The sequence below is a fragment of the uncultured Anaerotruncus sp. genome (genome assembly GCF_902490045.1).
Classification (GTDB): domain Bacteria; phylum Bacillota; class Clostridia; order Oscillospirales; family Ruminococcaceae; genus Anaerotruncus.
This window is the reverse complement of record NZ_CABUCJ010000032.1, coordinates 1-23,429: the sequence shown is the minus strand read 5'-3', so window position 1 is coordinate 23,429 and position 23,429 is coordinate 1. Positions and strand designations below refer to the sequence as shown.

Genomic DNA, 23,429 nt, shown 5'->3' with positions numbered 1-23,429 from the left:
TTGAGAAACCCCCGGGAGTACCTTGCCATAACCCGCAGACTGCCGCCGCTCCCCATGGGTACACTAGCTGAGGGCTCAATTCAGGTTGCTGGCGCTCCCAACACGAGGGAACGGAAGGTGCCGGTCGCCTGCCGTGAGGCGCACGCGCATTGTTGCGACGGCCCGCAGGCCTAGTGCCGCAAGCGTGCCCTGCTTGCGGCGACGATCGCGAGGTCAGTTGCGGTCTGGGGCCGCAACTGACGTGCGCCCTGAGGGCTCAACCTGGTCTCGGCTCTCCCAACGTTTGGAGACGGAAGGCGCGGAAAAGTACAAATATAAAAGCCCGGCTGACGCCGGGCTTTCGCTTTTTCCATTTCTTTTCTTACTCCGCGTAGGCGGCCGCCTTGCGCAGCGCCTCGTTGAAGGGGCCGACCGAGATCGTGACCGACGAGGCCAGTTCCCCGCCCGACGGCGCGCCCTTCTCGGTGACGGACAGCTCCTCCAGCTCGCCCGCCGTGCGACCCGCGGCGTACCGCGCGTAGGCCGCGGCCTGCTCGTACCACTCCTTGCCGATGCCAGACGCCTCGCGCATGCCGTAGCCGTCCCCCAGCTCGTTCTTCGTGCGGAAGGGGCCGTCCGGGTCGGAGGTGATGGCACCCGCGCCGTCAAAGCGCACGGCGCCCAGTGAACCGTCGAGCACACAGCTCGTGATCGTGCCGTCCGGTGCAAAGGAGACGGCCGCGTAGGTGGAATCCGCCTGCGCGGTTCCCTCCGATTCCCCCGCGCTCTTCGAATTCTGCATGTTGGTGGCGATCCCGAGTCCGAGGGAATCCCCCTCGCGCGCGCCGAGCGCCCGCGCGTTCTGCGCGGCCTTCTCGATGCCGTCGATAAAGCCGCCCACCGCGATCGTCACCGAGGAGGAAAGCTCCGCCCCGGCGGGCGCGGTGCGCTCGTCGAGCGCCATCCCCTTCACCTCCGCGACCGTCTTCCCGGTGACATAGGAGGCAAACGCCGTCGTCTGCTCATACCACTCCTTTCCGATGCCCGACGCCTCCGCGAGCCCGTAGTCCTTCCCGAGCTCCCGTTTGGAGGGGAACACCGTGCCCGCGTTGAGCGCCAGCGCCCCCTCCGCCGTAAAGGGGATTTTGCTCTGCACTGCGTCGATCGCGCAGGCCGCGATCCGCCCGTCGTCGTCCACCAGCAGGGCTACCGCCGTCGAGCTGATGTCCGCCAGCCCTTCTCCGCCGCCGGCCGCGGGCGTGGACCTGGCGGCCGAGGTGATCACCGCGAGGCCCGTCTTCAGCACGTTCGCCTGCGGGGTGCTCTCCTGGGAGGCTGTGTCCGGCTCAAGCGAGGCGGACGGCCGGCTTTCCCGGCTTTCCTCCCCGCCCTGCCCCGCCGCCCGGCAGCCCGCCAGCAGGCCCGTCAAAAGCAGGACGCAGAGCGTCCATGCGGTCAATCGTTTCATACTTCTTCCTCCTTGCGGGCTCTGTCGGCCCGCAGATTTTTGTTTTCCTTAGTATGCCAAAATTCGTGAGCGGCCCTCCCGGAAGTTTTTGGCACGCATAGCCGCGGGGGGCGACGGAGGATATTAAGATTGTATAAAGAAGCATAAAAAAGATTGTGCGCGGAACGCATTTATGCTAGGATAATGGCATCAACAAACCGGCCGCGCGCCGGACAAAGGAGTCCAACACACCATGGTCAAGCACATCGTCATGTGGAAACTGGAAGAGGTCGCAGAAGGCAACACCCGCGAGGACAACGCCCGGCTCATCAAGCAGGGGCTCGAGGCCCTGAACGGCGTCATCGACGGCATCCTGACCCTCGAGGTCGGAAAGAACATCAACCCCAAGGGCTTCGACCTCGTCCTCTACTCCGAATTCGTTTCGGCGGAGGCCCTCAAGGCCTACGACCAGCACCCGGAACACCTCAAGATGCGCGAATTCATCCGCAAGGTCATCACCGAGCGGGTCGTCGCGGACTACGAGGCGTAAGTACCCGGGATTTCAAAAACGGCCGCAGTGCGGCCGTTTTTTTGTCCGCCTGAGGCGGACAATGCCGAAATCCCGTCCCGCCGCGCAAAAAAACCGCCCCGCGGGCCGGGGCGGTTATGCGTTGTGCGGCAGCGCCGTCACGGATTTTCAAATTTGACCTTGCGGGACCGGATGGGCGCGGGGCGGAAGGCCCTCGCAAGCTCGGCGCCGCGGTAGACCACAAAATAGAAGGGCACCGCAAGCAGGATCGCCGCGAAAACGTCCGCGATCGAATGCTGCTTGATAAAGACGGTGGACATGCAGATGAGCACCATCAGGACTCCCGAGCCCCAGCGGACGGCCTTATGCCGCTGGCCGAGTTCGCTGCGACGGATCGCGATGTTCACGCCGATCGAATTGAAGCAGTGGATGCTCGGGCAGACGTTGATCGGCGGATCCGCCAGGTAGATCGTGCGCACCGCGTCGGTGAGCAGGTTGTCGCGCGGGAAGACGAGCGGCCGCAGGATCTGGCCGTTGGGGAAAACCGTATAGATCGCAAGGCAGACGGTCATGCCGCCGAAGAGAAAGGCGCACATCCGGTAATAGTCGGGCTTGGAGCGGAGGAAGAAATAGCCCACCGCCGCCGCGACGTAGAAAAACCACACCAGGTAGGGGATTACGAAGATCTCCTGGAAGGGGATCAGCGCATCGATCCACGAGCCCGCCCAGTGTTCGGGGCGGGCGTTGCCCTGCAGCCAGCCGAACCAGAACATGTAGGGCACAAAATAGAGCAGCAGCGCCGCATGCCGGTAATGATAGAGGGTCGTTTTCCAGTTCCTTATCATATCAGATCACCTGTTTCCTCACGGGGTCCGGACGCCGGACCTAGTTGAATTTATAGATTCGCCGGGCGAGGCGGTAGTTCTGGACGCTCAGCCGCCGCCCGAACGCGCCGGGCAGGTTGACGAAGGTGGCGATCGACCGGTAGCGGATGGCCGGATACCATCCGGGGTTCTCCGCCTTCAGCCACGCCCACAGGGACGCGCGTTTTTCCAGCGCCTCGGGGCTGCCGTCCACCGTCAGCAGGACGGAGGAGATCGTCATCATCATCGTCACATAGTTGAGAAGGTATTTGACCAGCCTGCGGTCCATCGCCGCGAGCCGCTCCCCCCGGTAGGCCTGCGCCATGAGCCGGGTCACCCGGAGCTGCTGGTCGATCCGCCGGATCATCACCGCCTCGTTTACCGACTGGTCCTCCCGGCCGATGTAATAGCGGTAGAGGTCGAGGTCGAGATAGCAGAGGGTCTTCACATAGGGCAGCGGGATATAGGCAAAGAGGTTGTCGACGTAGAAGGTGTGCTTCGGCAGCTCGAGTCCGCATTCCCGCAGCAGGCCGGTGCGGTAGATGAGCGAGTGCATGAGCAGGTACTGCCAGGGCTTGAAGGATTTGATCTCGCTCCAGCCGAAGAGGCGTCCCACGGGCAGGGTACCGCGGTAACGCATCACCCTGCTGCCCTGCAGCTCGTGCTCGTAGACGTAGTTGCAGATGTAGAGGTCGGCGGGGCTGCCGTTTTCCAGATGGCGGCGGATGGTCGCCAGCAGCTCCTTCGCGCTCGGCACGTCGAGCCAGTCGTCCGAATCGACCACCTTGAAATAGAGCCCCCGCGCGTTGCGGACACCCTGGTTGACCCCCTCGCCGTGGCCGCCGTTCTCCTGATGGATCGCGCGCACGATCCCGGGGTACCGCTCCGCGTACTCGTCCGCGATGCGGCCGGTCCCGTCCATCGAGCCGTCGTCCACCAGGATGATCTCCAGCTCCTCCCCGCCGCTCGCCAGCAGCGTCGAGATGCAGTTGCGCATATACGCCTCGGAATTGTAGCAGGGGACCACATAGGTCATCAGCTTCATGCCGTCGCCTCCCATCCCGCGAGAATCTCGTCGGCGCGGTCGAGCGCCCGCGCGACGATCGCGTCCATATTGTAGTATTGGTACTCCGCGAGCCGCCCCAGCAGGTAAAAACGGGGCACCGCGGAAATTTTTTCCCGGTATGCCGCATAGAGCCGTTCGCTTGCGGGGTTCTTCACCGCGTAGTAGGGGATTTCCCCCGCTCTTCCGGCATAGTCCCGCGCGAACTCCCTGACGATCGTCGTCCGGCCCGGCAGGTCCTGCCCGAGGAAGTGCTTGAACTCGGTGATCCGCGTAAAGGGCATGTCGATCGTATAGTTGACGGTGCCCTTCGGCTGGAACCAGGTGACCGGCAGCGTCTCGAACTGAAAATCGAGGGTGCGGTAGGGCAGCCGCCCGAGCGAACAGCCGCAGAGCTCGTCGAGCGCGCCCGTGTAGACGGTCACGCCGCCGAACGGCTCCCCGTCCAGCAGCACCCGGCCCTCTCCGACGCGCAGCCGCTCCGACGCCTCGGTCCCGAGCCGCACCTCGACGCCCGGAAAGTCGAGCATCCGCTCGAATAGGGCGGTATAGCCCTTTGCCGGGATGCCCTGCCAGGTGTCCTGGAAGTAGCGGTCGTCCTCCGAGACGAGCACCGGCACCCGTTCCAGCACCGAGGGGTCCACCGCGTCGGGCGGGGTGCCCCACTGCTTTTCCGTATAGTGGCAGAAGACGTTTTCAAAGATGTATTCCGCGAGTTCACGGAGCTCGGGATCGCTCTGCCGGCGCAGCTCCGCGATCGGGACCCGGCTGCCCAGCCCGTAGCCGTCGATCAGCCGCTCCCGCAGGCGTGCGGCCCTGTCCGGCGCGAAGCAGAGGCCGACCGAATGGAGGTTGAAGGGGATGGGCACGAATTTCCCCTGGATGTTGCCGACCACCTCGTGCCGGTAGGGGTGCCACTCGGTGAACCGGCTGAGGAACCGCCAGGCGGCTTCGCTGTTCGTATGGAAGATGTGCGGCCCGTAGCGGTGGACGAGGACGCCCGCGCCATCGAGGCTGTCGTAGGCGTTGCCGCCGATGTGGGACCGCTTTTCCAGCACGAGCACCCGTTTGCCCGCCTCGGCCAGCCGCCGCGCCGTGACCGCCCCGGCAAACCCGCTGCCGACAATGACCGCGTCGTAGTTGTGTTCCATAGCCCGCTCCTTTGCGTTTGGTCTTCTGCTGACATAACGAGAGTATACCGCGGGAATCTCCAAGTTTCCTCTAAAGGGCGGAATCCCTTGAAAATCCCCACAAAGTATACCATATCCGGCGGGATACGGGGACAGCTTTCTGTGAATTTCCTGTGAACCTTGTCATAAAAATGCAACCCCGCCGTGGACGGGGTTGCATTTTAGAGATTTTGTCCAGATTATTTTTTCTCCGCGGCCTTTTTGGCGGCGGGTTTCGCCGCGGTCTTCGCGGCCGGCTTGGCCTCCGCCTTCGGGGCGGCTTTGGTCCCCGCCTTCGCAGCGGTCTTGGCCTCCGCCTTCGGAGCGGCTTTAGTCTCCGCCTTCGGGGCGGCTTTGGCCTCCGCCTTCGGGGCGGTCTTGGTCTCTGCCTTCGGAGCGGCCTTGGTCTCCTTCTTGGCGGCGGGCTTCTTCGCCGCCGACTTTTTGGCCGGGGCCTTCGGGGCGGCCTTCTTCACAGGCTCCTCCTTGGGCGCGTTGGGATCCTCGACCTTCCAGAGCTGGTTGTCGCCGTCCATGTCGTCCCAAATCTGGATCGGGGCGCCGTTCTCGTCCGAGAGGCCGACGATGTCCAGGCAGCGGCCGGAGAGCTTCGACTGGATTTTGTAGCAGCCGTTCGCGGCGGGGACGAGCAGCCATTTCTGGTTCTCCGCGCCGACGTCCTCCCACTGGTGGATCTGCGCGCCGTTTTCGGTGCCCGCGAGGATGACGTCCACGACCTCGCCCGACTGGCGGTTCACGATCCTGTAGCCGTCGCCGTCCGCCGGCTCAAACGCCCAGAACTGGTTGGCCGCGTTGGTGACGTCGTACATCTGGATGCGGTTGTTGGCGTCCGCCTCCATCGCCTTTCCGCTGCGCGCGGAGAGGATGCGGTAATATACGCCGCTCGTAATTTTCGTGTGCTGTGCAGTTTTTTTCGCCATTTGTAACGCCCTTTCGCAATATCATTCGCCATTCATCCACGTTTCCTGCTGATATTATAGCACGCACCGTCATATTGTCAATTTTCTGGAAGCAAAAATAGTGATTATGCATAAAAAAGATTTTTTCCATCCCCGCCGGGCGAACCATTTCACCGATGGTCGGACTGATTTTCCCGCTAAACCCGCTTCGAAAGGGCCTCCAGCCCCTCCCGGCCGGTGATCTCCACCCCGCCCCGGAAGAGGGAAACCAGCCCCTCCGACTGGAAATACTTGAGCATCCGCGTCACGACCTCCCGCGCCGAGCCGAGGTTGCGGGCGATCGCCTCCTGGGTCATGGCGAGCCGGTCCGTCCCCTCGATCTCCGCCTGCTCGAGCAGGAAAAGCGCGAGGCGTTTGTCGAAGCTCATGAAGAGCACCTGCTCCATCACCCACATCACGTCGGAAAACCGCGAGGACATGAGCTGGTTGGTGTAGTCGGACACGGCGAGCGACTCCTTCGACAGCTCGGAGTAGACGGTTGTGGGAATCAGCAGCGCGTCGGTCTCCTTTTCCGCCTCGACATAGACGTCGAAGCTGATGTTGCGCAGCATGCAGGAGGCCGAAAAGATGCAGATGTCCCACGGGAAAAGCCGGTAGAGGGTGATCTCCTTGCCCCCGTCCGAAAGGATGTACACCCGCACCTGCCCCTCCTTCACGAGGAAAAGCCCCGCGCAATCCTCCGAGCCCGCGTGCATCGTCTCGCCCCGCTCGTACCTGCGCGCCGTCACCGTCTCCCGCAGCCGCGCGCGCTGGGCGTCGTCCAGCTTCTTCCAAAAGGGCAGCCCCCCCTCGAGGAACGCCCCGTAATCCGCCTGCAGCAATTCCGCCGCCCCCTTTCCGGTTCCCTTTGACGATATGATACCATATCCGTATGGCTTTGGAAAGGGCTCCCGCCCCTTTCCCCGCAAAACAGGCCGGCCCCGCGCTGCACGGGGCCGGCCCTCCAAGGGAGGTAAAAGAAATGAAAGATGTCGGTTGATTCTCGGGGATCACCCGTTCTCCCGCTTGAAGCAGAGGAACCAGTCGAGGCAGTATTTCTCCTCGTCCTGCGACTCCATCCGCTCCTTGGCCACGCCGCAGGAGCCGGCGGTCGGGATGATGACGTCCTGTCCGGGGCGCCAGTTGGCCGGGGTCGCGATCTGCTCGGCGTCCGCCTTCTGGAGCGCGACGACGATCCGTTTGATCTCGTCGAAGTTGCGCCCGGTGGACGCCGGGTAGTAGAGGATCGTGCGGATGACCGCCTCGGGGTCGATGACGAAGACCGCGCGCACCGCCTGGGTGGTGGAGGAGGAGGGCTGGATCATGCCGAACTTGTTGGCGACCTCCATCTTGATGTCCTCGATGAGCGGGAACTTGACCTCGACGCCCTTCATGCCGTTCCACTCGAGATCCTGGATCTTGCGCAGCCAGGCGATGTGGGCGTAGAGGGAGTCGACCGACAGTCCGATCAGCTCGGTGTTCAGCGCCTTGAACTCGTCCGCCATTGTCGCGAAGGTCATGAACTCGGTCGTGCAGACGGGGGTGAAGTCCGCCGGGTGGGAGAAGAGGATTACCCATTTTCCCCTGTAGTCCTCGGGGAAATTGATGGGGCCCTGGGTGGTGACGGCGGAGAAGGACGGGGCCTTGTCTCCGATGAGGGGCATGTTGTTGCTTCTGTTTTCTTCCATATGGCACTCTCCTTTTTCATGTCGGCTGGTTGATGTTCGGTCAGTGGTAGTGAGATTTTTTAATAACAGTAATTGTTATTGTTTCTGTATCTAAAGAATACCGCTTTCGCGGCATTCTTTCCGTGACTAAGTCACGCTATTCCGTTTTTATTTTGACGCCGCAGGGATGGGTGGGCGAAAAGTCGTATCCCGCCTTCCCCATGACCGATTCGTAGACCGTCCAGCCTCCCGAGAGGTTGTAGCAGTCGCGGCCGTGCTGCATGAGGATGCGGCAGGCAAGGTAGCTGCGCAGCGCGGTGCCGCAGTACAGGTAAACCGGCTTGCCCTGCGGGAACGCGTCGAGGCGGCCGCGCAGCAGGTCGACCGGCACGTTTTTGAAGCCGTCGATATGGCCCTGCGCGTATTCCTCCGGCGAGCGGGTGTCGACGAGGGTGACGCTCCCGTCGCGCGGGAGGGCCGCGACTTCGTCCCAGTGGAACTGCTTCACCCTGCCGGCGAGCAGGTTTTCAATCACGAAGCCCGCGATGTTGACAGGGTCCTTCGCAGAGGAGAAGGGCGGCGCGTAGCAGAGTTCGAGCTCCGCCAGATCCGCGGCGGTCATGCCCGCGCGGATGGCGGTCGCCAGCACGTCGCAGCGCTTGTCGACGCCGTCGAAGCCCACGAGCTGCGCGCCGAGGATCTTCCCCGTCCTCCGCTCGAAGACCACCTTCATCTCGAGGTTCTGCGCGCCGGGATAGTAGCCCGCGTGGGACGATCCGTGGATGTGCACCTTATCATAGTCGAGCCCCGCGGCCTTTGCCGCGCGCTCGCTGAGGCCGGTCGTCGCGACGGCCATATCGAAGAGCTTGAGCACCGACGAGCCCTGAGTACCGCGGTATTCGCTCGGGATGCCCGCGAGACTGTCCGCCGCGATGCGGCCCTGCTTGTTCGCCGGGCCCGCGAGCGGGATGTAGCCGGGCGCGCCCGTCACGAAGTCGGTGATCTCCACCGCGTCCCCCACCGCGTAAATATCCGGGTCGGAGGTGCGCATGTGGGAATCGACGATGACCGCGCCGCGCGGGTTGACCGCCAGGCCCGCCTCCTTCGCGAGGCGGCCGTCGGGGCGCACCCCGATCGACAGCAGCACGAGGTCGGCGTTCAGAATCCCGCGCTCAAGGGAGACGGTCACGCCGCCGTCCGGCGCGGGGGAAAAGGCCTTCACACCGTTTTGCAGCCGCAGGCGCACCCCCTTGGAGGCGAGGTAGCGTTCGACAAAGCCGGCCATGTCGTAGTCGAGCGGGCCGATCACATGGTCCGCCAGCTCGACGACGGTGACCGAAAGGCCCGCGCGCGTGAGGTTCTCCGCCATCTCGACGCCGATGTAGCCGCCGCCGACCACCACCGCCGTTTTGGGGCGCGCCTCCTCGACGAAGGCGCGGATGCGGTAGGTGTCGGGGATGGTGCGCAAGGTGAAAATCCGCTCGTGTTCGACGCCGGGGATGGGCGGCCGCAGCGGTTCCGCGCCCGGCGAGAGCAGGAGCTTGTCGTAGGACTCCGTATAGCTTTCGCCGGTCGACGCGGCTCGGACGGTCACCGTGCGGTTCGCGCGGTCGATCGAGACGACCTCGCTGCCCGTGCGCACGTCGATGTTGAAGCGGTCCTTGAAGCTCTGCGGGGTTTGGAGGGTCAGCGCCTTTTTGTCGGTGATTTCGCCGCCGATATAATAGGGGAGCCCGCAGTTCGCGTAGGAGATGTATTCGCCGCGCTCAAACAGAATGATCTGCGCCTCTTCGTCCAGCCGGCGCAGACGCGCCGCGGCCGACGCGCCGCCCGCGACGCCGCCGACAATCAGGACCTTCATTTCGCCTTCCCTCCTTTCCGTTTAGTCGAGCATGTTCAGGATCGCCTGTTTGCTCTGCACGCCCACGCGGGTGGCGACCGCCTTGCCCTGTTTCATCACGACGAGGGTCGGGATGCTCATGACGCCGAACTGCGCCGCCAATTCAGGCTGCTCGTCGACGTTCACCTTGCCGACCTTCGCGCGCCCGTCGACCTCCTCCGCCACCTGGTCCACAATCGGGGATACCATGCGGCAGGGCCCGCACCAGGGTGCCCAGAAATCCAGGAGCACCGCCTGTTCGGATTGCAGGACCTCTTTGGTGAAATTATCTTTGGTCAATGTTTTGACTGACATATCATCTGCCTCCTTGTTCTGTGGTTGTTTGGTATGGCTCTATTATATACCTTTTCCGTATTGTTTCCGTGACCAGGTCACATTTCCCCGGAAGGCGCATGGAAAGCGGGCCCGCGGCATATGATTCACCATGGAATCCAACTTTATCACAAGGGGTGGCAAGATGTATCCCGTCTACGACTATCTCAAAACCGAAACAAAATGCGAGGAGGTTCCCGTCGCCTTCCCGCCCCAGCAGCAGGAATGCCAGCCGGGCGTCGAGGCCGTCATGCAGCCCCGACCGATCTCGGAGAACACCTGCGCCGCCGGGGGAAACCGCCTGTGCGGCCGGGCCGCGCTCATCACCGGGGGCGACAGCGGCATCGGGCGCGCCGTCGCCTGCGCCTTTGCGAAGGAGGGCGCGGACGTGGCCGTCGCCTACCTCTGCGAGGAGCAGGACGCCGCTGAGACGAAGGCGCGCGTCGAGGAGCTCGGGCGGCGGTGCCTCCTGCTGCCCGGCGACCTGCGCGACCCCGCCCGCTGCCGCGCCGCCGTCGAGCGGACGGTGGGGTGCTTCGGAAAGCTCAACGTCCTCGTCAACAACCACGCCGTCCAGTTCATCCGACGGAGCATCCTGGACATCACCCGCGAACAGCTCCTCGCCACCTTTGAAACGAATATCCTCTCCTATTTCTATCTCATCCAGGCCGCGCTCCCCCACCTCGGCCGCGGCAGCTCGATCATCAACACCGCCTCCGTCACCGCCTATGCGGGCGAGCCGCTGCTCATCGACTACAGCGCCGCCAAGGGCGCGGTCGTGGCGCTCACCCGTTCCCTCTCCCTCTCGCTCGAGGGGCAGCAGGGCATCCGCGTCAACGCCGTCGCGCCCGGCCCCATCTGGACCCCGCTCATCCCCGCCTCCTATTCGGCGCGGGAGGTCCAGACCTTCGGCACCGACACCTCCCGCGTTCCCATGCTGCGCGCCGGGCAGCCGTTCGAGGCCGCCTCCAGCTACGTCTTCCTCGCGTCGGACGACGCGAGCTATATGAGCGGCCAGGTCCTCCATCCCAACGGCGGAAAGATCGTCGGTTCCTGAGACACGCCGCAAAAAAACGCCCGTCATTCGACGGGCGTTTTTTTGCATATTTTCCGTCCGCGCGCTAACAATAATCCCATCAAAAATCCGGGAGGTCACGCCATGGAACATCCAACCTTCCTCTACTGTGAGGACTGTAAAAAAATCGCCGCCGTCATCGAGGGCAGCCCGACGCTCGCCTGCTGCGGCGACCCGATGAAGGCGCTGCGCGCCAACACGTCTGACGGGGCCGCCGAAAAGCATCTCCCCGTCGTCAAAAAGCAGGGCAACACCATAGAAGTCTGCGTCGGCGACGTGCCGCACCCGATGAGCAGGGAGCACAGCATCGGCTGGGTCTGCCTCGTCACGGAGGAGGGCTGGCAGCTCAAAAAACTGCCCGTCGAACGGGACCCTGTCGCGAAATTCGCCCTCTCCGAGGGCGACGCGCCCGAGGCGGCCTACGCCTGGTGCAACCTGCACGGCCTGTGGAAGGCCGACATCCATTAAAACTGCGAGGTGAAAAGCATGTCCGAAAAACGTTCCTTCCACCCCGGCGGGCTGGGCGAGATGCTCAGCCGCGACGAAACCGCCAAATCCTATTTCATGTCCCTGCCCGACTATGTGCAGGGGATGATCCAGCAGCGGTGTGAAAACGTCCACAACATCGACGAGCTACACCGCTACGCCGAAAACCTCATGGCCGGCGACAAATAAAACGCGGCGGAGGTTTCCCTCCGCCGTAAAACTACAGTTCTCTGAGCTGCGCGACCACCCAATCGAGCCGGTCCCGCGGCACGAAGCGCCCCGCATATTGCAGCGCCGTGCCGAGCGGCATATTGCGAAAGCGCATGGCCATCGGACTGGCAAGCACCTTTGGATAGGCGCGCTGCACCATCGCGCGCGCTTTCGGATTGGCGAGGATCTCGCCGATCGTCACGCGCCCGTTTCTCAAATCCATTGCTTCACCTCCCCGCTTCGGGGATAACCCATTGTATGCCGCGCGGCGGAAAGGAGTTCCCACCATGCAAAACTATGCCAACGGTCCTGAAATCCCCATGGGGTTCGGCATGGCGCTCGCCGAAAACATGCCCGCCATGGAATATTTCTCCTCGCTCACCCACGAGCAGCAGCAGGCTGTCATCGCGCACACCCACCAGATCCGCTCCAAAAGGGAGATGCAGGCCTACGTCCGCAGCCTCGTGGAGCAGCCGCCCTCCTTTTACTAGGAGAACTTTCCAGTTTAGGGGGCTTTCCCCCGTCCATACTATTACCGGAGGTGGCAAATATGCCCGAATGTTTTGAGAATCCGCAGATGCAGCAGTATTTTTCCTCCCTGCCCGTCTATGTGCAGGAGACGATCAAGCAGAGCGCGCCCCAAATTACCAACGAGGACGAGCTCCGCAAATTCGCGGAGAACCTGATGCAGAGCAACGGATAAAAAAGGAAGGCCCCGTCCATTTGTAAAAATGGACGGGGCCTTCCTTTTCCCGGGCCGTTTCTTATTCCCGCAGCAGCAGGCGGTCGAACTCGTGGAAATTCGGGATGACCTCGTAGACCTCCGGCATCCTCTCAAATACCGCCCGCCGCTCCTCCGGGGCGAGCGCGATCACCTTGCCCGCGCCCGCCGCCGCTGCCGCGCGAAGCCCTGACACCGCGTCCTCGAAGACGATGCAGTCCTTCGGTTGGAGCCCGAGCGCCTCGGCGGCCCGCAGGTAAAAATCCGGGGCCGGCTTGCCGAGGATGGTGCCGTCGTCGTAGACGATCCTTTCGGCGTCGAACCACCTCTCCAGGCCAAAACTCTCGATGTAGAAATCCACGTTTTTCCTGCGGGACGCGGTCGCGATCGTCCGGGGAATCCCGCGTTCCCGAAGCTCGTCCAGGAGCTCCTCCGCGCCCAGCGCAAGGTGGAAGCGCGCCGGGTCCTCCCTGCAGAGCCGCCGGTAGATCGTCTCCTTGGCCTCGACGTATTCGTCGACCTGCCGCGCGCTCAAGCTCCTTTCGGACAGGCGCTGCATGATAAAATCATTGTTGCGCCCGTGGACGCACTCCCGGAACTCCTCCTCGGAAATCTCCTTCCCGAAGGCCTCCCGCGCGAACAGCCTCCACGCCCGCTCCTGCTGCTCCCCGTCAAAAAAGAGCGTCCCGTTAAAGTCGAAAATGACTCCCCTCATGATGCCGAATTCCTCCCAGGCGGCGGGATTCCGTTCCCGCTTGCCGATTGTTTTGATCAGTTCCATTATAATGTTTTTGAGAGGAAATTTCCACAGTTATGCTGCCACATCTAAAAGAAAAGGGCGGAGCAATTGCTCCGCCCTTTTTAACCGGGAATTTTTCCCGCCGCGCGGCGCGCCACCAGCCAGAGGGGCGCCGCCAGCCAGAGCATCGGCAGGTCGCGCGCGGGCAGCTCCCCCCGGCCGGCCAGCACCACGCCCGCGAAGCTCCCGCAAAGGCAGGCCGCGAGCAGGAGCGCGAATCCCCGGGAGTCCGCCGCCGCGCGGCGCAGTGCCGGGCATGCCAGCAGGAGAAGGGCGGCGAGTCCGCAGGCCGCCGCCTTAAAGAGCGCGGTGAGCAGCAGCACGTCGGGGCGCTCCTTCTTCATCCAGAGGTAGTCCGCCCACTCGGCGCGCCGCTCGGAGAAGAGGGTCTCCCAGAAGGAGAAATCCGACCAGCGGGTCGGGATCAGATCCTGCGGGACCACCGGACGCACGCCCGCCAGCCAGAGGACGGCTATGGCAGCCGCGGCAGCGGCAATCCAGAGCAGTACGCGCTGGACCGGCCAGTCGCGGCGGGCGCGTGCACGGCCCAAAAAGCAGGCAGCAAGCGAACAGGCCGCCGTCAACGCGGGCAGCAGGCGGAAGAAGCGGGCGAGCGCCGCGAGGCCGCCGTACTGCACGGCGCGTTCGACGGACAGGCCGTGGCGCATGGTGAATTCCTCCGCGCGCCCGCGCGGGTTTTCCTCCCCCGAAAGATCGAGGGTGACGCGGTCGAACAGGGCCTCCGCAGAGGGGTCCGCCTCCGTGACAAGGGTGGCGTCCGGCGTGTCGAAGACGCCCCGGACGGTATAGTCCCTGCCGTCCCAGCGCACCTTCTGTCCCTCGGCGCGCGCGTCCCCGAAGAGGGAAAGCGCCGTCGCCCGGTCGATGAGGCAGCCCGCCCCCGTTTCGGGCGCGAGGGAGGGGCGCGCGTCCGGCAGGAGTAGGGCGCTCTCCCCCCACAGGGTGAGCGCCGACACCGTGCGCTCCCGTCCGAGCGCGGGGCTTTCGACCGTCTGCCCGTCCGCCTGCCGCCAGAGGGTGAAGCCGAGCGGGCTCTCCGCGCGCGCCTCGGCGGCCGCCATCTCCCGGGCGGCGGGGACGCCCACCGGCGCGCCGCCGATTTGGAGCGCGGCGCGCTCCCCGAGCGGCGAAACCACCCCCGCGAAGCGGCAGGCCCACAGGACCAGCGCCAGCAGGAGCGCCACCGGTCCCGCCAGGCGGCGCAGGGAGGCGGTCATGCGGTCTCCGGGCGGACCCGGTCGTTTTCGCGCACCGTCTTGTTGCCGCCCGTGATGATCCGGTCGTCGGTCGTGAGCGGCCCCTCGACCGCCGCGGTCGTCTCGTTGCGGTCGAGCAGCGTCACATTGAGCCGCTCGGCGCTCTGCTCCACGCCGAGCACCGACTCGGTCTCCCGCACCGCCAGGACGTAATACTGCTCGCCCTCCTTGTGCAGGGCCGAAACCGGCACCGTCGTGCGGTACTGCTCCGAACGCGTGGTCGCGGACATCATCGCGGACATCCCGGCCTCCCCCTTCCCGGCGGGGAGGGAGACCGTCACTTTCGCGCTGCCGTTTTTGTCCGCCAGCGCGGCGATGCTCTCCACCCTGCCGTCCGCGCGTTTGTGGCCCGGAAGCTCGAGCTTCACCTTGTCGCCCGGCGAGAGGTACTCCCGCTCGTCGTCGGTGATCTCGCAGGTGAAGCGGAGCCCCGCTTCCTCCCCGGCCAGCAGCGCCGCAGCCTCGTCCGCCGTCCGCTTTCCGGACGCGACGGAGAGCGCCGTCACCGCGCCGTCGACGGGCGCGCAGATTTCGCCGCCCGCTTCGGCGAGCGTCTGGAGCCGGGAGAGCTCGAGCTGGCGGAGCCGCACGTCGATTCCGAGCGTCGCCGCGCTGTTGTCCGGGTCTTTCAGCTCCAAATCCTCCAGCGCGCGTTCCGCGTCCACCTTCGCCCGGTTCTGGTCGCTCAGCGCCTCCTCGTAGGCGCGCTGCTTGGCGCGGTAGTCGTCCCGCAGCGCAATATAGGTCGGGTCGAGGTCCTCGTCGTCCTCCTCATCATCCACGTCGTTGTCGTTTTTGTAGTCGCGCAGCGCCTGCCGTGCCCGGCGGCGGTCCTCCCCCGCCTGCCTCAGCGCGAGGCGGCTGCGCTCCATCGCCATATCGTAGTCCTCCTGCGCGCGCAGGGCGGACAGCTCGGCCTTCTCCTCCCCCAGCGCGGCCTTCCGCTGCGCCTCCTGGAGCTGGAGCTGGGCGCGCTGGAGTTCGAGCTGCTTTTCCAGCACCTGCCGCGCGAGGTCGTCCGCGTCAAGGGTGAACAGCAGGTCGCCCGCCTTCACCCGCTGCCCCTCGCCGACGGCGACGCTTCCCACAAGAATCCCGCTTTCCGCCGTGACCGGGCGCTCTTCCGCCGGTTCGAGCCGCCCGTCCTTTTCCAGCGTGTGCGGGATGGCCGCGCGCGCGGGCTTTTCGGTCGTCACCTGCGCGACGGTCAGCGAATCGGCCGCGCGGGAGAGAACCGTGCAGGCCAGCATGAATACGAGGAAGCCCGCCAGCAGCCGCAGGACACGGCGCTGGACGGTGACCGGCGCGGAGCGGTCGGTTTTGTATGTAAAGATCGTTTTCAGATTCATCGGTTTCATTCCTTTATGCCCGCGGCGATAATTCCCTGTTCAAGGTAGCTCTGCCCGTAGAGGAAGACGAGGACCGCCGGGATGAGCGCCACCACCGAGGCGGCCAGCGCCAGGCCCGCGCGTCCCGCCGCGACCTGCGGCAGGTAGAGGGAGAGCGGCCAGAGCGATTTGGTCTTGAGGTAGGTCATCGGGGGTTCGATGAGGTTCCAGCAGTCGAGGAAGCCGAGCACCGCCGCCGACATCACGCCCCCCGCGCCGAGCGGCAGGCCGATCGACCAGAAGATGCGGAAGCTGCCCGCGCCGTCCAGCTCGGCAGATTCGATGAGCGCCTGCGGGATCCCCCTGAAAAACCGGTACATGATGAACACCGGGAAGGTGGAAAACGCGGCGGGCAGGATGATGCCCGTCAGCGTGTCGAGCAGGTCCAGCCGGTCGAGCACCAGATAGGTGGGCATCATCGTCACCTGGAAGGGCATGAGCATCAGCACGATATAGAGGGTGAAGAGCAGGTTTTTGCAGGGGAATTCGTGCCGGGCGAATCCCCACGCGGCGGGCACCCCCACCAAAAGCTGCCCGGCCAGCGTGCCGAGGGTGATCTTCACCGAGTTCCAGAACATGACGAAGAACCCGGGCGAATCGAGCAGCAGCTCCACATAGGGGCGCAGCGTCGGGTAGAGGGGGAGGAGGTTCCACCGCGCGAATCCCTCCCCGCCCGAAAGCACGGGCGCGAGGTTCGCGGTGAGCTCCGCCTCCCCCATGAACGAGCCGCCGGCCAGAAAGACGATCGGCAGCCACACCGCCGCCGATAAGACCAGCGGGAAGAGAAGCGGCAGGCTTTGTCGGATTTTACGCATCACGGCCTCCTTGCGCGGATGAAAAGATGGGGCGGGGCGGGAAACCGCGTCCGGCTCCGCCGGGCGCGCGGGCCGCGAAGCGGCCTGAAAACGGCTTCGCCGTTTGTTTCCCGCCCCCGCGGCGACGGGCGCGCGGCGGGCGGCTATTCCGTCTCCCACGCGCGCCGCAAAAGCAGGATGAGCAGCAGGATCACGAGCGCCACGAGCACTGCGGCCGCGGCGAGCTTATCCATCGACAGCTCGCGGAACCAGTTGCTGAAGAGGTGCTGGAGCAGGTACATGCTGCTGTGGGGGTAGTCCCCCGCCACGAGGTATGCCTCGCGGAAGACCTTGAAGGAATTGAGGAAGCTCAGCACCGTGATCGTGTAGAGGGAGGGCAGCAGGTTGGGAAGCGTCACCCGCGTGAAGGTCTTCCACGCGCCCGCCCCGTCGATCGCGGCCGCCTCGTAGATATCGGCCGGGATGTTCGCAAGTCCCGCCATCCACAGGATGACGTCGTAGCCGAGATTTTTCCAGATATAGCTGCCCACCAGCACCCAAAAGGCGGCGGGGCTCTGCATCCAGTCGGTCCCCCGCCCGCCGAACGCCGCGATCCACGAGTTGACGAGCCCGTCCGCGTGGAAGAGCGCCTTCCAGATCAGCACGATCGACGCGACGGGGATCGCCATCGGGATGAGGAGGGTGGTTTTGAAAAAGCCGGCGCGGCGGGGATTCCCGTAGAGGATGACCGCGACGAGCAGCGACAGGGAGATGAGCAGCGGCATGCAGAACGCCGCGAACCGCAGCGTGTTGCCCGCCGCGAGGCGGAACGCCCCGTTGGAGAAGACGTCCGCATAGTTTTTCAGCCCCACAAAGGCGCCGTTCATCGCCCCGGTGAAGGAGCGCCTGACCACCTCGAGGAAGGGGGCGAGCACGAAGACGCCCACCCCCAGAAAGCTTGGGAGGATGAAGAGCGGCCCCCGCATGCGTCCGGCTGTGCGGCTGTTCACGGCCCTACTCCGCAAGGTAGATGCCCAGCTTTTCACGCAGGGCCGTGACCGCCTCGTCGAGGGTCAGCGTCCCGTCGAAATAGCCCGCCGTCTCGTCGAGCACCATCTGCCTGACCACCTCGTCGGAGGCGGAGGGGGTGTCGAGCGCGGTGATCCAGTTCCTGGCGTTTTCCATGAACGCGTCGGAGGGCCAGGTCACCTGCAGCTCCATCGAAACCTCCTCCCCGTCCTCGTTGCTCCAGGTGGAGCTGTAGTACATGCCATCCTGGTCGTTCGGGTTCGGGTTGACGAAGCCGCCCGAGAAGGCCGCCGCGTTGACCGGCATTCCGTCGCCGAAGTCGTTTTTCTGCACCTGCTCGGAGAAGACGAGCGCGAGGAAGGCCCGCGCCATATCCGTCTGCCTGCTTGCCGCGTTGACGCCGAGGATGGTGCGCGGCACGAATACGCCCGCGGCCTGGCCGGGCAGCGGGGCGAGCTCTCCGCCGCCGCGTTTGGTGATGCAGGCGTCCGGCGCGGCGAGCGCCCCCACCGAATCGAGGCTCCCGGTCGCCGCGCCGAGCGCGTCGTGGGCCCAGCGAAGACCGTCCCACAGCAGGTCATAGGAGGAGACGCCGCCGGTATATTCAAAGGCGGCCTTGCTCTCCTCCGCCTGCTCGCCGGTGGCGCTGTCGTAGATCCGCTTGAGATCGGTCAGGAAGGTGCGGAACGCCTCCTCGTCCATCGAGCCGTCCGTCCGGAACCACGCGGGGGAGCAGACCGGATAGAAGAGGTCGATCATCGCGGGGGGATAGACGAAGCTGAGCGCGCCGCCGTGGATTCCGGGGAACCGCTCCGCCTGTGAAGCCAGCCAATCGGTGAGCGCGGTCAAATCCTTCGCCCGCGCGCCGTCCTCAGAGGCGAGGATGACCGGCACCGAGAAGCGCGCTGGCGCCGCGTAAATTTTGCCGTCGCCGGTTCGGAAGCTCTCCGCCTCGGCTTTCAGCCATTCGCCCGACGCGGCCTTTTCGCCAATCTCCTCGGAGAGGTCGAGCAGGACCCCCTTTTCGACGTAGCTGTCGATCGGCATGCCGTCGAGCACGAGCAGGTCGGGGCCCTTGCCGGCGAGCAGCTCGTTGGCCAGCGTGCGCAGCGCGTCCGACGCGGTCACCGCGTCGGCGCCCGTCAGCGCCACGTCATAGACCACGTGCACGTCGGGGTTCTGCCGCTGGAAGAGCCCCATCGCCTGGCGGATGGTCTTGTTGTCCCGCAGGGAGAAGACCCGCAGCTCCTTATCCGGCACCGTCGGGGTGTCCGCCGAATAGGTGTAGTTCATGAGCGTCCGGTCCATGTCGTCCGCGTAAAGCAGCAGCAGGCCGCCGTCCTCCCTGACGATCAGGTCGGTCGGCTTCAGCGCCGGCATATTGAGGGAACAGAGCTCCCCGTCGATCAGCCGCTCGGTCACCGCGCCGTCGAGCAGGTGCCGGTAGACACCCGTTTTGTCCGCGAAATAGACCGCCCCTCCCTCCGGGTCGGAGGCGAGCACCCGCTCGTACGACGCCGAAGTGCTCATCGTCGCGACCTTCTTTCCGTCCTCCTCAGACTGCTGCCCGACCGTGGAGAAGGAACCAGTCTGCTCCCCCGTCGTGAGGTCGTAGAAGACGACGAGGTCGCCGTCGGTCATCGCCAGCGTGTCCCCGAGGGTCGTATAGGAGATCGAATTGGCAAAGGTCTCCGGGTTATAGAGATGCTTGCATTCGCCGGTGGCCGGATCGAACTGCGCGAGGGAAAAGGCGCAGTCGGCGATGAGGTCGCCGTTGTCCGCCACCTGTAATCCCCGCGCGCCGATCGTGCCGTAGTCCATTTCCGCCTCCAGCGTGAAGCCGAGCTCCTCCACATTTCCCGCCGGGTCCACCCTGACGAACCTGGAATCCGGCATCTGCGGGCCCGGGTCCGATTCGTCGTCCCCGGCGTCCGCCCCGTCCGCGGCCTCCCCGTCGGGCGCGGAGGTCTCCGCGGGCGCGTCCTCCTCCCCGGCGGCCTCCATCTGCGCCATCAGCGCCTCAAATTCCTCCCGGGTCATCGGCATGTACTGCAGGTAGAGGCTGCCCTCCCTGTCCCATGCCGCCGCCTCGACGGTGAGCAGCTCGCCCAGATTCTCCAGCCAGGGGGCCTCCTCCTGCATCCAGCGCCTGCCGCCGTCCGTCGAGGTGTAGAGGTACCACTTGCCGAGCATCATCTCTTTGTCGAGGTTGCAGAGCAGCTTGATCGAGCCGTCGCCGGCGCGGTGGATGGCCGCCACGTAGCCCACGCCTTCAGGCAGCGTGTACTCCTCCTCGATATAGCGGCCCATCGCCGCCTGCCCGCCCGGGGCATCGCCGCCCGGCGCGGAGGGGGAATTGTCCCCGCAGGCGGAGAGCGCCAGCATCAAGCCCGCGAGCGCCAGCGCGCCCAGCCGTTTCAGTAGCTTTCCCATATAATCAGATCCTCCAAACTGGTTGTTGGTTTTTTCCTACCGCTACTCTATCACCCGAATCTCTAAATTTTCTCCAAGAATTTAAAGAAATTTTCCAGATTCCCGTGCTATACTACAATCAGGAACGGTGGGAACCCACCGCACGGAGGATATCAGTATGCGGATTCTGCTTGTGGAGGACGATGTGAAATTGTGCGAGGCGGTCGCCTTCGCGCTGAACGAGGAGGGGTACGAGGTCGACGTTTGCCACGACGGCGACGACGGCCTGCGCTGGGCCCGCGAGGGCGCGCACGACCTCATCCTGCTCGACCGGATGCTCCCGGTCATGGACGGCGTAGCCGTCCTGCGCAGGCTGCGCGCAGACGGCGTCGCCACCCCCGTCCTGCTCGTCACCGCGCTGGGCAGCGTCGGGCAGCGGGTCGAGGGGCTCGACGCGGGCGCGGATGACTACCTCGTCAAGCCGTTCGCCGTGGAGGAGCTGCTCGCGCGGGTGCGCGCCATGTGCCGCCGCCCCCGCCGCTGGGAGAGTTCCGACGTGATCGAATACGGCGACGTCGTCTTCGACGCCGCCAAAAAATCCCTGCGCGGCTCGTCGGGCGGCTGCGCCCTCTCCAAGCGGGAGGCCGCCCTGCTCGAAACCCTGCTCAAAAACCCCGGTCAGACCCTGCCGCGCGCCGTGCTGCTCACCCGGGTGTGGGGGCCTGACGCGGGCGTGGAGGACGGCAACCTCGACAACTATATCCACTTCCTGCGCCGCCGGCTCCGCTCGGTCGGCAGCCGCATCCTCATCCAGACGGTGCGCGGCGTAGGCTACCGGCTGGAGGAAGGCGATGTTTAGGCGGCTGCGCGTCCGGCTGACCGTCGTGTGCGCTTTCGTCACCAGCGTCATCCTCATCGGCATGGCGGTTACCTCCTTCCAGATTTCCGCCTACCAGCTCCGCCAGCGGGCGGACGAGTCCTTTGCCAACGACCTCTCCGCCATCCTCAGTCACCTGGGCGGCCAGCGCGTCCTCGACCACACCTGGCTTTCCCAGACCGAGGCGGGTGGCCTGCTGCTCTGCATCGAGGACGCGGGCCAGCCCCTCCTCTACCGCGGAAGCTGGACCGCCCCCTTCCGTCAGGAGGTGTCCGGCCGGGTCAAGCAGACGGCGCTGGACCGCTTCGGCTTCGACGCGGACAAGCCTCCCGACACCCAGCTTCACCCCCGTACCCTCACCTTTTCCTACGCCGATCCCGTCCTCGGGACCTGCCACGCCGCCGTCGCGTCGGTGCCGATTCCCGGCGGGTGGGTCTCCCTCGCCCTCGTCAAGCCCAAGGCGCCCGAGCAGGCCCAAACCGCCCGGCTGAGCTGGGCCTTCACCGGGCTGTCGGCCGCCGCCGTGCTGCTGCTCTCGGTCTTCTGGTGGTTTTTCGTCAAGTTCGCCATCCGGCCGGTCGAGGAGAGCCGCCGCCGCCAGATGGAATTCGTCTCGGCGGCCTCCCACGAGCTGCGGGCCCCCCTTGCGGTCATCGGCACGAGCGCGTCGGTCATGCGGCGCGCCGGCCCCGAGCAGGCCGACCGCTTCGCCCGGACGATCTCGCAGGAGTGCTCCCGCATGTCGCGGCTGGTCGACGACATGCTCATGCTCGCCAGCGCGGACAACAGCAGCTGGTCGGTCCAGAAGGAGGAGACGGACCTCGAAACCCTCCTGCTCGACGCGGCCGAATGGTTCGAGCCCGCCGCCGCGGAAAAGCACATCCATATCTCCGTCTCGCTGCCCGAGCAGACGCTTCCCCGCTGCCGCTGCGACCAGCAGCGCATCCGGCAGGTGCTCTCGGTCCTCGTGGACAACGCCGTCAGCTACGCGGGGGAGGGGGGCAGGGTTGTGCTCTCCGCCGGGTGGAAGCGCGGCTGGTTTTCCATCCGCGTGTCCGACAACGGCCCCGGCATCCCCGACGGGGAAAAAGCGCGCGTCTTCGACCGCTTCTACCGCGCCGACAGGGCCCGCAGCGGCCGCGAGCACTACGGGCTGGGGCTGTCGATCGCACGGGAGATCGCCGCGCTCCACCGCGGGCGCCTCACGGTCGGCGACACGCCGGGCGGCGGTGCGACCTTTACCCTTTCGCTGCCGGGCGGAAACGCGGAATCATAAAACAAAGGGCGCACCTTCCGGTGCGCCCTTTGTTTTGGAGAATTAGGAGATTATTTACCCAGGAAAGGGTGGAGAAAGCATTTTAGACGGCGGCGTCCGCCGCGGGGATGACCTCCCGGCGGCTCTGCGCGACCGCTTCGAGATGCGCGCGCAACTGCTCGGGCGTGACGTCGACATGGTCGAGGTCGACCGAAAGCTGCTCATGGTATTTGGCGTTCACCTGGTCGACGACGTCCTGATATTCCGAACGGTCCGCGCCGCACCCGCCGAGGAGCAGGCCCCCCGCGATCATCAGGGCGAGGCATCCGAGAATCAGCGCGCACCAGGAGAGCAGGTGATCTGCAAGCAGCTTTTTCATTCGGGCGACCTCCTTTCCGGTACTGTGGCCTTTCTATCTATCATAACGATCCGCAAGGCCAAATACGGACAGTTTTTGTAAAAAAATCCTCCGAAAAACCGCACAAACTTTTCGTGAAAATTTTATGAGATCTGCTGTCCCGCCGCGACCGGCTGCCCGGCGCAGACACAGATCTTTTCCACCGCGCGGCGCAGGCGCATACCGGCCGCCCACTCGGACATCCCCAGGATGCGGGCGATCTCGCAGACCGAGAAGTTCTGCACCGCCGACAGGACGACCAGCTCCCGGTCCTCGAAGCCGAGCGCGCTCAGCTGTTCGAGCAGCGCGGCGCCCCGCGCGTCCACATCTTCCGCCAGCGCGGCGGAATACTCGGCGGGCCCCCGGTCAGCCCGCTCGCACATCCTGCACAGGCGGCGCGCCGCCTCGACCCCGAAGGTCCGCTCGTCCGCCGGGCAGACGGCCGCGGCCGTCCGGGTGAACGCCTCCCCCGCCGCGCGGGCGGCGGCTTGGCCGTCCCCAAGCAGATAGAGGGCCGCATGGTAAAGCTGGGGCAGAAAACGCCTGTAAAGCCGGTCGAACTGCTGTTTGCCCATCGGTTGCCGCTTCATTTTGCGTCCCTCCTTCCGATTTTCCCGCCTGGTAAATGGTTCTATCTCTTTAACCATATTTCCCATGGATATGGGACACTCTTCAGAGGAAAATTTTCTCCGCGGACACAAATCCGGGGCGGGCTTCCGCCCGGTTCCCGCCGCCCCTCGCCTCCCGGGAAATATTGTACCGCTGTACTAATGATATTAGTACTATCATACACCATAATTTCCTGCGTGTCAAGCCGGGGG

Annotated in this window: 25 protein-coding genes and 1 pseudogene; 8 read left to right on the top strand and 18 right to left on the bottom strand. The window is 65.0% G+C overall.

The genetic code is table 11. The features are described 5' to 3' along the window. Positions 1–361 precede the first annotated feature (361 nt). A complete protein-coding gene (locus tag RDM88_RS05395; protein ID WP_308753846.1) occupies positions 362–1,447 on the bottom strand; it encodes a hypothetical protein in 1,086 nt (361 codons plus the stop codon). Between the two features lie 232 nt (positions 1,448–1,679). Between RDM88_RS05395 and RDM88_RS05390 the strand changes: the two genes are divergently transcribed. Then, positions 1,680–1,976, top strand: coding sequence for a Dabb family protein (locus tag RDM88_RS05390; RefSeq protein ID WP_308753845.1), 297 nt, complete (start codon positions 1,680–1,682; stop codon positions 1,974–1,976). Between the two features lie 137 nt (positions 1,977–2,113). Here RDM88_RS05390 and RDM88_RS05385 read toward each other — a convergent pair whose 3' ends face one another. From RDM88_RS05385 to trxA, 8 genes and pseudogenes are all read right to left on the bottom strand, one after another. Beyond that, positions 2,114–2,800 (bottom strand): phosphatase PAP2 family protein, encoded by a 687-nt coding sequence (locus RDM88_RS05385; protein ID WP_308753844.1) that lies wholly within the window; start codon positions 2,798–2,800, stop codon positions 2,114–2,116. 40 nt (positions 2,801–2,840) lie between these two features. Then, positions 2,841–3,863 (bottom strand): glycosyltransferase family 2 protein, encoded by a 1,023-nt coding sequence (locus RDM88_RS05380; protein ID WP_308753843.1) that lies wholly within the window; start codon positions 3,861–3,863, stop codon positions 2,841–2,843. Beyond that, positions 3,860–5,032, bottom strand: a complete 1,173-nt coding sequence (gene glf / locus RDM88_RS05375) for a UDP-galactopyranose mutase (RefSeq protein ID WP_308753842.1) — start codon at positions 5,030–5,032, stop codon at positions 3,860–3,862. Before glf ends, RDM88_RS05380 begins: the two co-directional genes overlap by 4 nt. A gap of 218 nt (positions 5,033–5,250) precedes the next feature. Then, positions 5,251–5,991 (bottom strand): RICIN domain-containing protein, encoded by a 741-nt coding sequence (locus RDM88_RS05370; RefSeq protein WP_308753841.1) that lies wholly within the window; start codon positions 5,989–5,991, stop codon positions 5,251–5,253. Positions 5,992–6,167: 176 nt separating this feature from the next. After that, the gene (locus RDM88_RS05365; protein ID WP_308753840.1) at positions 6,168–6,851 is read right to left on the bottom strand and encodes a Crp/Fnr family transcriptional regulator; all 684 of its coding nucleotides are present in this window, start codon (positions 6,849–6,851) and stop codon (positions 6,168–6,170) included. 168 nt (positions 6,852–7,019) lie between these two features. Then, positions 7,020–7,697 (bottom strand): peroxiredoxin, encoded by a 678-nt coding sequence (locus tag RDM88_RS05360; RefSeq protein WP_308753839.1) that lies wholly within the window; start codon positions 7,695–7,697, stop codon positions 7,020–7,022. 136 nt (positions 7,698–7,833) lie between these two features. Continuing rightward, positions 7,834–9,537, bottom strand: a complete 1,704-nt coding sequence (locus tag RDM88_RS05355; protein ID WP_308753838.1) for an FAD-dependent oxidoreductase — start codon at positions 9,535–9,537, stop codon at positions 7,834–7,836. A 21-nt stretch (positions 9,538–9,558) separates the two neighbouring features. Further along, a pseudogene (trxA, locus tag RDM88_RS05350) lies at positions 9,559–9,873 on the bottom strand (thioredoxin); the annotation flags it as partial. A gap of 160 nt (positions 9,874–10,033) precedes the next feature. Between trxA and RDM88_RS05345 the strand changes: the two are divergent. The 3 genes from RDM88_RS05345 to RDM88_RS05335 all read left to right on the top strand — a co-directional run bounded on the left by RDM88_RS05345 (position 10,034) and on the right by RDM88_RS05335 (position 11,638). Continuing rightward, the gene (locus RDM88_RS05345; protein ID WP_308753836.1) at positions 10,034–10,945 is read left to right on the top strand and encodes an SDR family oxidoreductase; all 912 of its coding nucleotides are present in this window, start codon (positions 10,034–10,036) and stop codon (positions 10,943–10,945) included. A gap of 102 nt (positions 10,946–11,047) precedes the next feature. After that, on the top strand, positions 11,048–11,431 hold the full coding sequence (locus RDM88_RS05340) for a desulfoferrodoxin family protein (protein WP_308753835.1): 384 nt from the start codon (positions 11,048–11,050) through the stop codon (positions 11,429–11,431). Between the two features lie 18 nt (positions 11,432–11,449). Then, the gene (locus tag RDM88_RS05335; RefSeq protein WP_308753834.1) at positions 11,450–11,638 is read left to right on the top strand and encodes a hypothetical protein; all 189 of its coding nucleotides are present in this window, start codon (positions 11,450–11,452) and stop codon (positions 11,636–11,638) included. Between the two features lie 31 nt (positions 11,639–11,669). On the opposite strand, the gene RDM88_RS05330 is transcribed toward RDM88_RS05335, so the two are convergent. Then, positions 11,670–11,882, bottom strand: a complete 213-nt coding sequence (locus RDM88_RS05330) for a hypothetical protein (protein ID WP_308753833.1) — start codon at positions 11,880–11,882, stop codon at positions 11,670–11,672. Positions 11,883–11,946: 64 nt separating this feature from the next. Here RDM88_RS05330 and RDM88_RS05325 point away from each other — a divergent pair, with 64 nt between their 5' ends. Both RDM88_RS05325 and RDM88_RS05320 read left to right on the top strand, forming a co-directional pair. Beyond that, complete coding sequence (locus RDM88_RS05325) at positions 11,947–12,150, top strand: hypothetical protein (protein ID WP_308753832.1); 204 nt, start codon at positions 11,947–11,949, stop codon at positions 12,148–12,150. A 59-nt stretch (positions 12,151–12,209) separates the two neighbouring features. Then, the gene (locus RDM88_RS05320; protein ID WP_308753831.1) at positions 12,210–12,362 is read left to right on the top strand and encodes a hypothetical protein; all 153 of its coding nucleotides are present in this window, start codon (positions 12,210–12,212) and stop codon (positions 12,360–12,362) included. Between the two features lie 61 nt (positions 12,363–12,423). Here RDM88_RS05320 and RDM88_RS05315 read toward each other — a convergent pair whose 3' ends face one another. The 6 genes from RDM88_RS05315 to RDM88_RS05290 form a co-directional block, all read right to left on the bottom strand. Further along, complete coding sequence (locus RDM88_RS05315) at positions 12,424–13,095, bottom strand: HAD family phosphatase (protein WP_308753830.1); 672 nt, start codon at positions 13,093–13,095, stop codon at positions 12,424–12,426. A gap of 146 nt (positions 13,096–13,241) precedes the next feature. Then, on the bottom strand, positions 13,242–14,417 hold the full coding sequence (locus RDM88_RS05310) for an ABC transporter permease (RefSeq protein ID WP_308753829.1): 1,176 nt from the start codon (positions 14,415–14,417) through the stop codon (positions 13,242–13,244). Beyond that, positions 14,414–15,805, bottom strand: a complete 1,392-nt coding sequence (locus RDM88_RS05305; protein ID WP_308753828.1) for an HlyD family efflux transporter periplasmic adaptor subunit — start codon at positions 15,803–15,805, stop codon at positions 14,414–14,416. The genes RDM88_RS05310 and RDM88_RS05305 overlap by 4 nt, the downstream gene beginning before the upstream one ends. 5 nt (positions 15,806–15,810) lie before the next feature. Continuing rightward, positions 15,811–16,659, bottom strand: a complete 849-nt coding sequence (locus tag RDM88_RS05300) for a carbohydrate ABC transporter permease (RefSeq protein ID WP_308753827.1) — start codon at positions 16,657–16,659, stop codon at positions 15,811–15,813. 143 nt (positions 16,660–16,802) lie between these two features. Next, the gene (locus RDM88_RS05295) at positions 16,803–17,648 is read right to left on the bottom strand and encodes a carbohydrate ABC transporter permease (protein WP_374045416.1); all 846 of its coding nucleotides are present in this window, start codon (positions 17,646–17,648) and stop codon (positions 16,803–16,805) included. 4 nt (positions 17,649–17,652) lie between these two features. Beyond that, the gene (locus RDM88_RS05290; protein ID WP_308753826.1) at positions 17,653–20,100 is read right to left on the bottom strand and encodes an ABC transporter substrate-binding protein; all 2,448 of its coding nucleotides are present in this window, start codon (positions 20,098–20,100) and stop codon (positions 17,653–17,655) included. A gap of 157 nt (positions 20,101–20,257) precedes the next feature. Between RDM88_RS05290 and RDM88_RS05285 the strand changes: the two genes are divergently transcribed. Both RDM88_RS05285 and RDM88_RS05280 read left to right on the top strand, forming a co-directional pair. Further along, entirely contained in the window at positions 20,258–20,938 is a 681-nt protein-coding gene (locus RDM88_RS05285) for a response regulator transcription factor (protein ID WP_308753825.1), read from the top strand. Then, complete coding sequence (locus RDM88_RS05280) at positions 20,931–22,232, top strand: HAMP domain-containing sensor histidine kinase (protein ID WP_308753824.1); 1,302 nt, start codon at positions 20,931–20,933, stop codon at positions 22,230–22,232. The genes RDM88_RS05285 and RDM88_RS05280 overlap by 8 nt, the downstream gene beginning before the upstream one ends. Before the next feature lie 82 nt (positions 22,233–22,314). Here the strand turns inward: RDM88_RS05280 and RDM88_RS05275 are convergent, their stop codons facing one another. Both RDM88_RS05275 and RDM88_RS05270 read right to left on the bottom strand, forming a co-directional pair. After that, a complete protein-coding gene (locus RDM88_RS05275; RefSeq protein WP_308753823.1) occupies positions 22,315–22,590 on the bottom strand; it encodes a hypothetical protein in 276 nt (91 codons plus the stop codon). A 122-nt stretch (positions 22,591–22,712) separates the two neighbouring features. Beyond that, positions 22,713–23,198 carry a sigma-70 family RNA polymerase sigma factor gene (locus RDM88_RS05270; protein WP_308753822.1) on the bottom strand — a complete coding sequence of 162 codons (486 nt, stop codon included), beginning with the start codon at positions 23,196–23,198 and terminating at the stop codon, positions 22,713–22,715. Between the last annotated feature and the right edge of the window lie 231 nt (positions 23,199–23,429).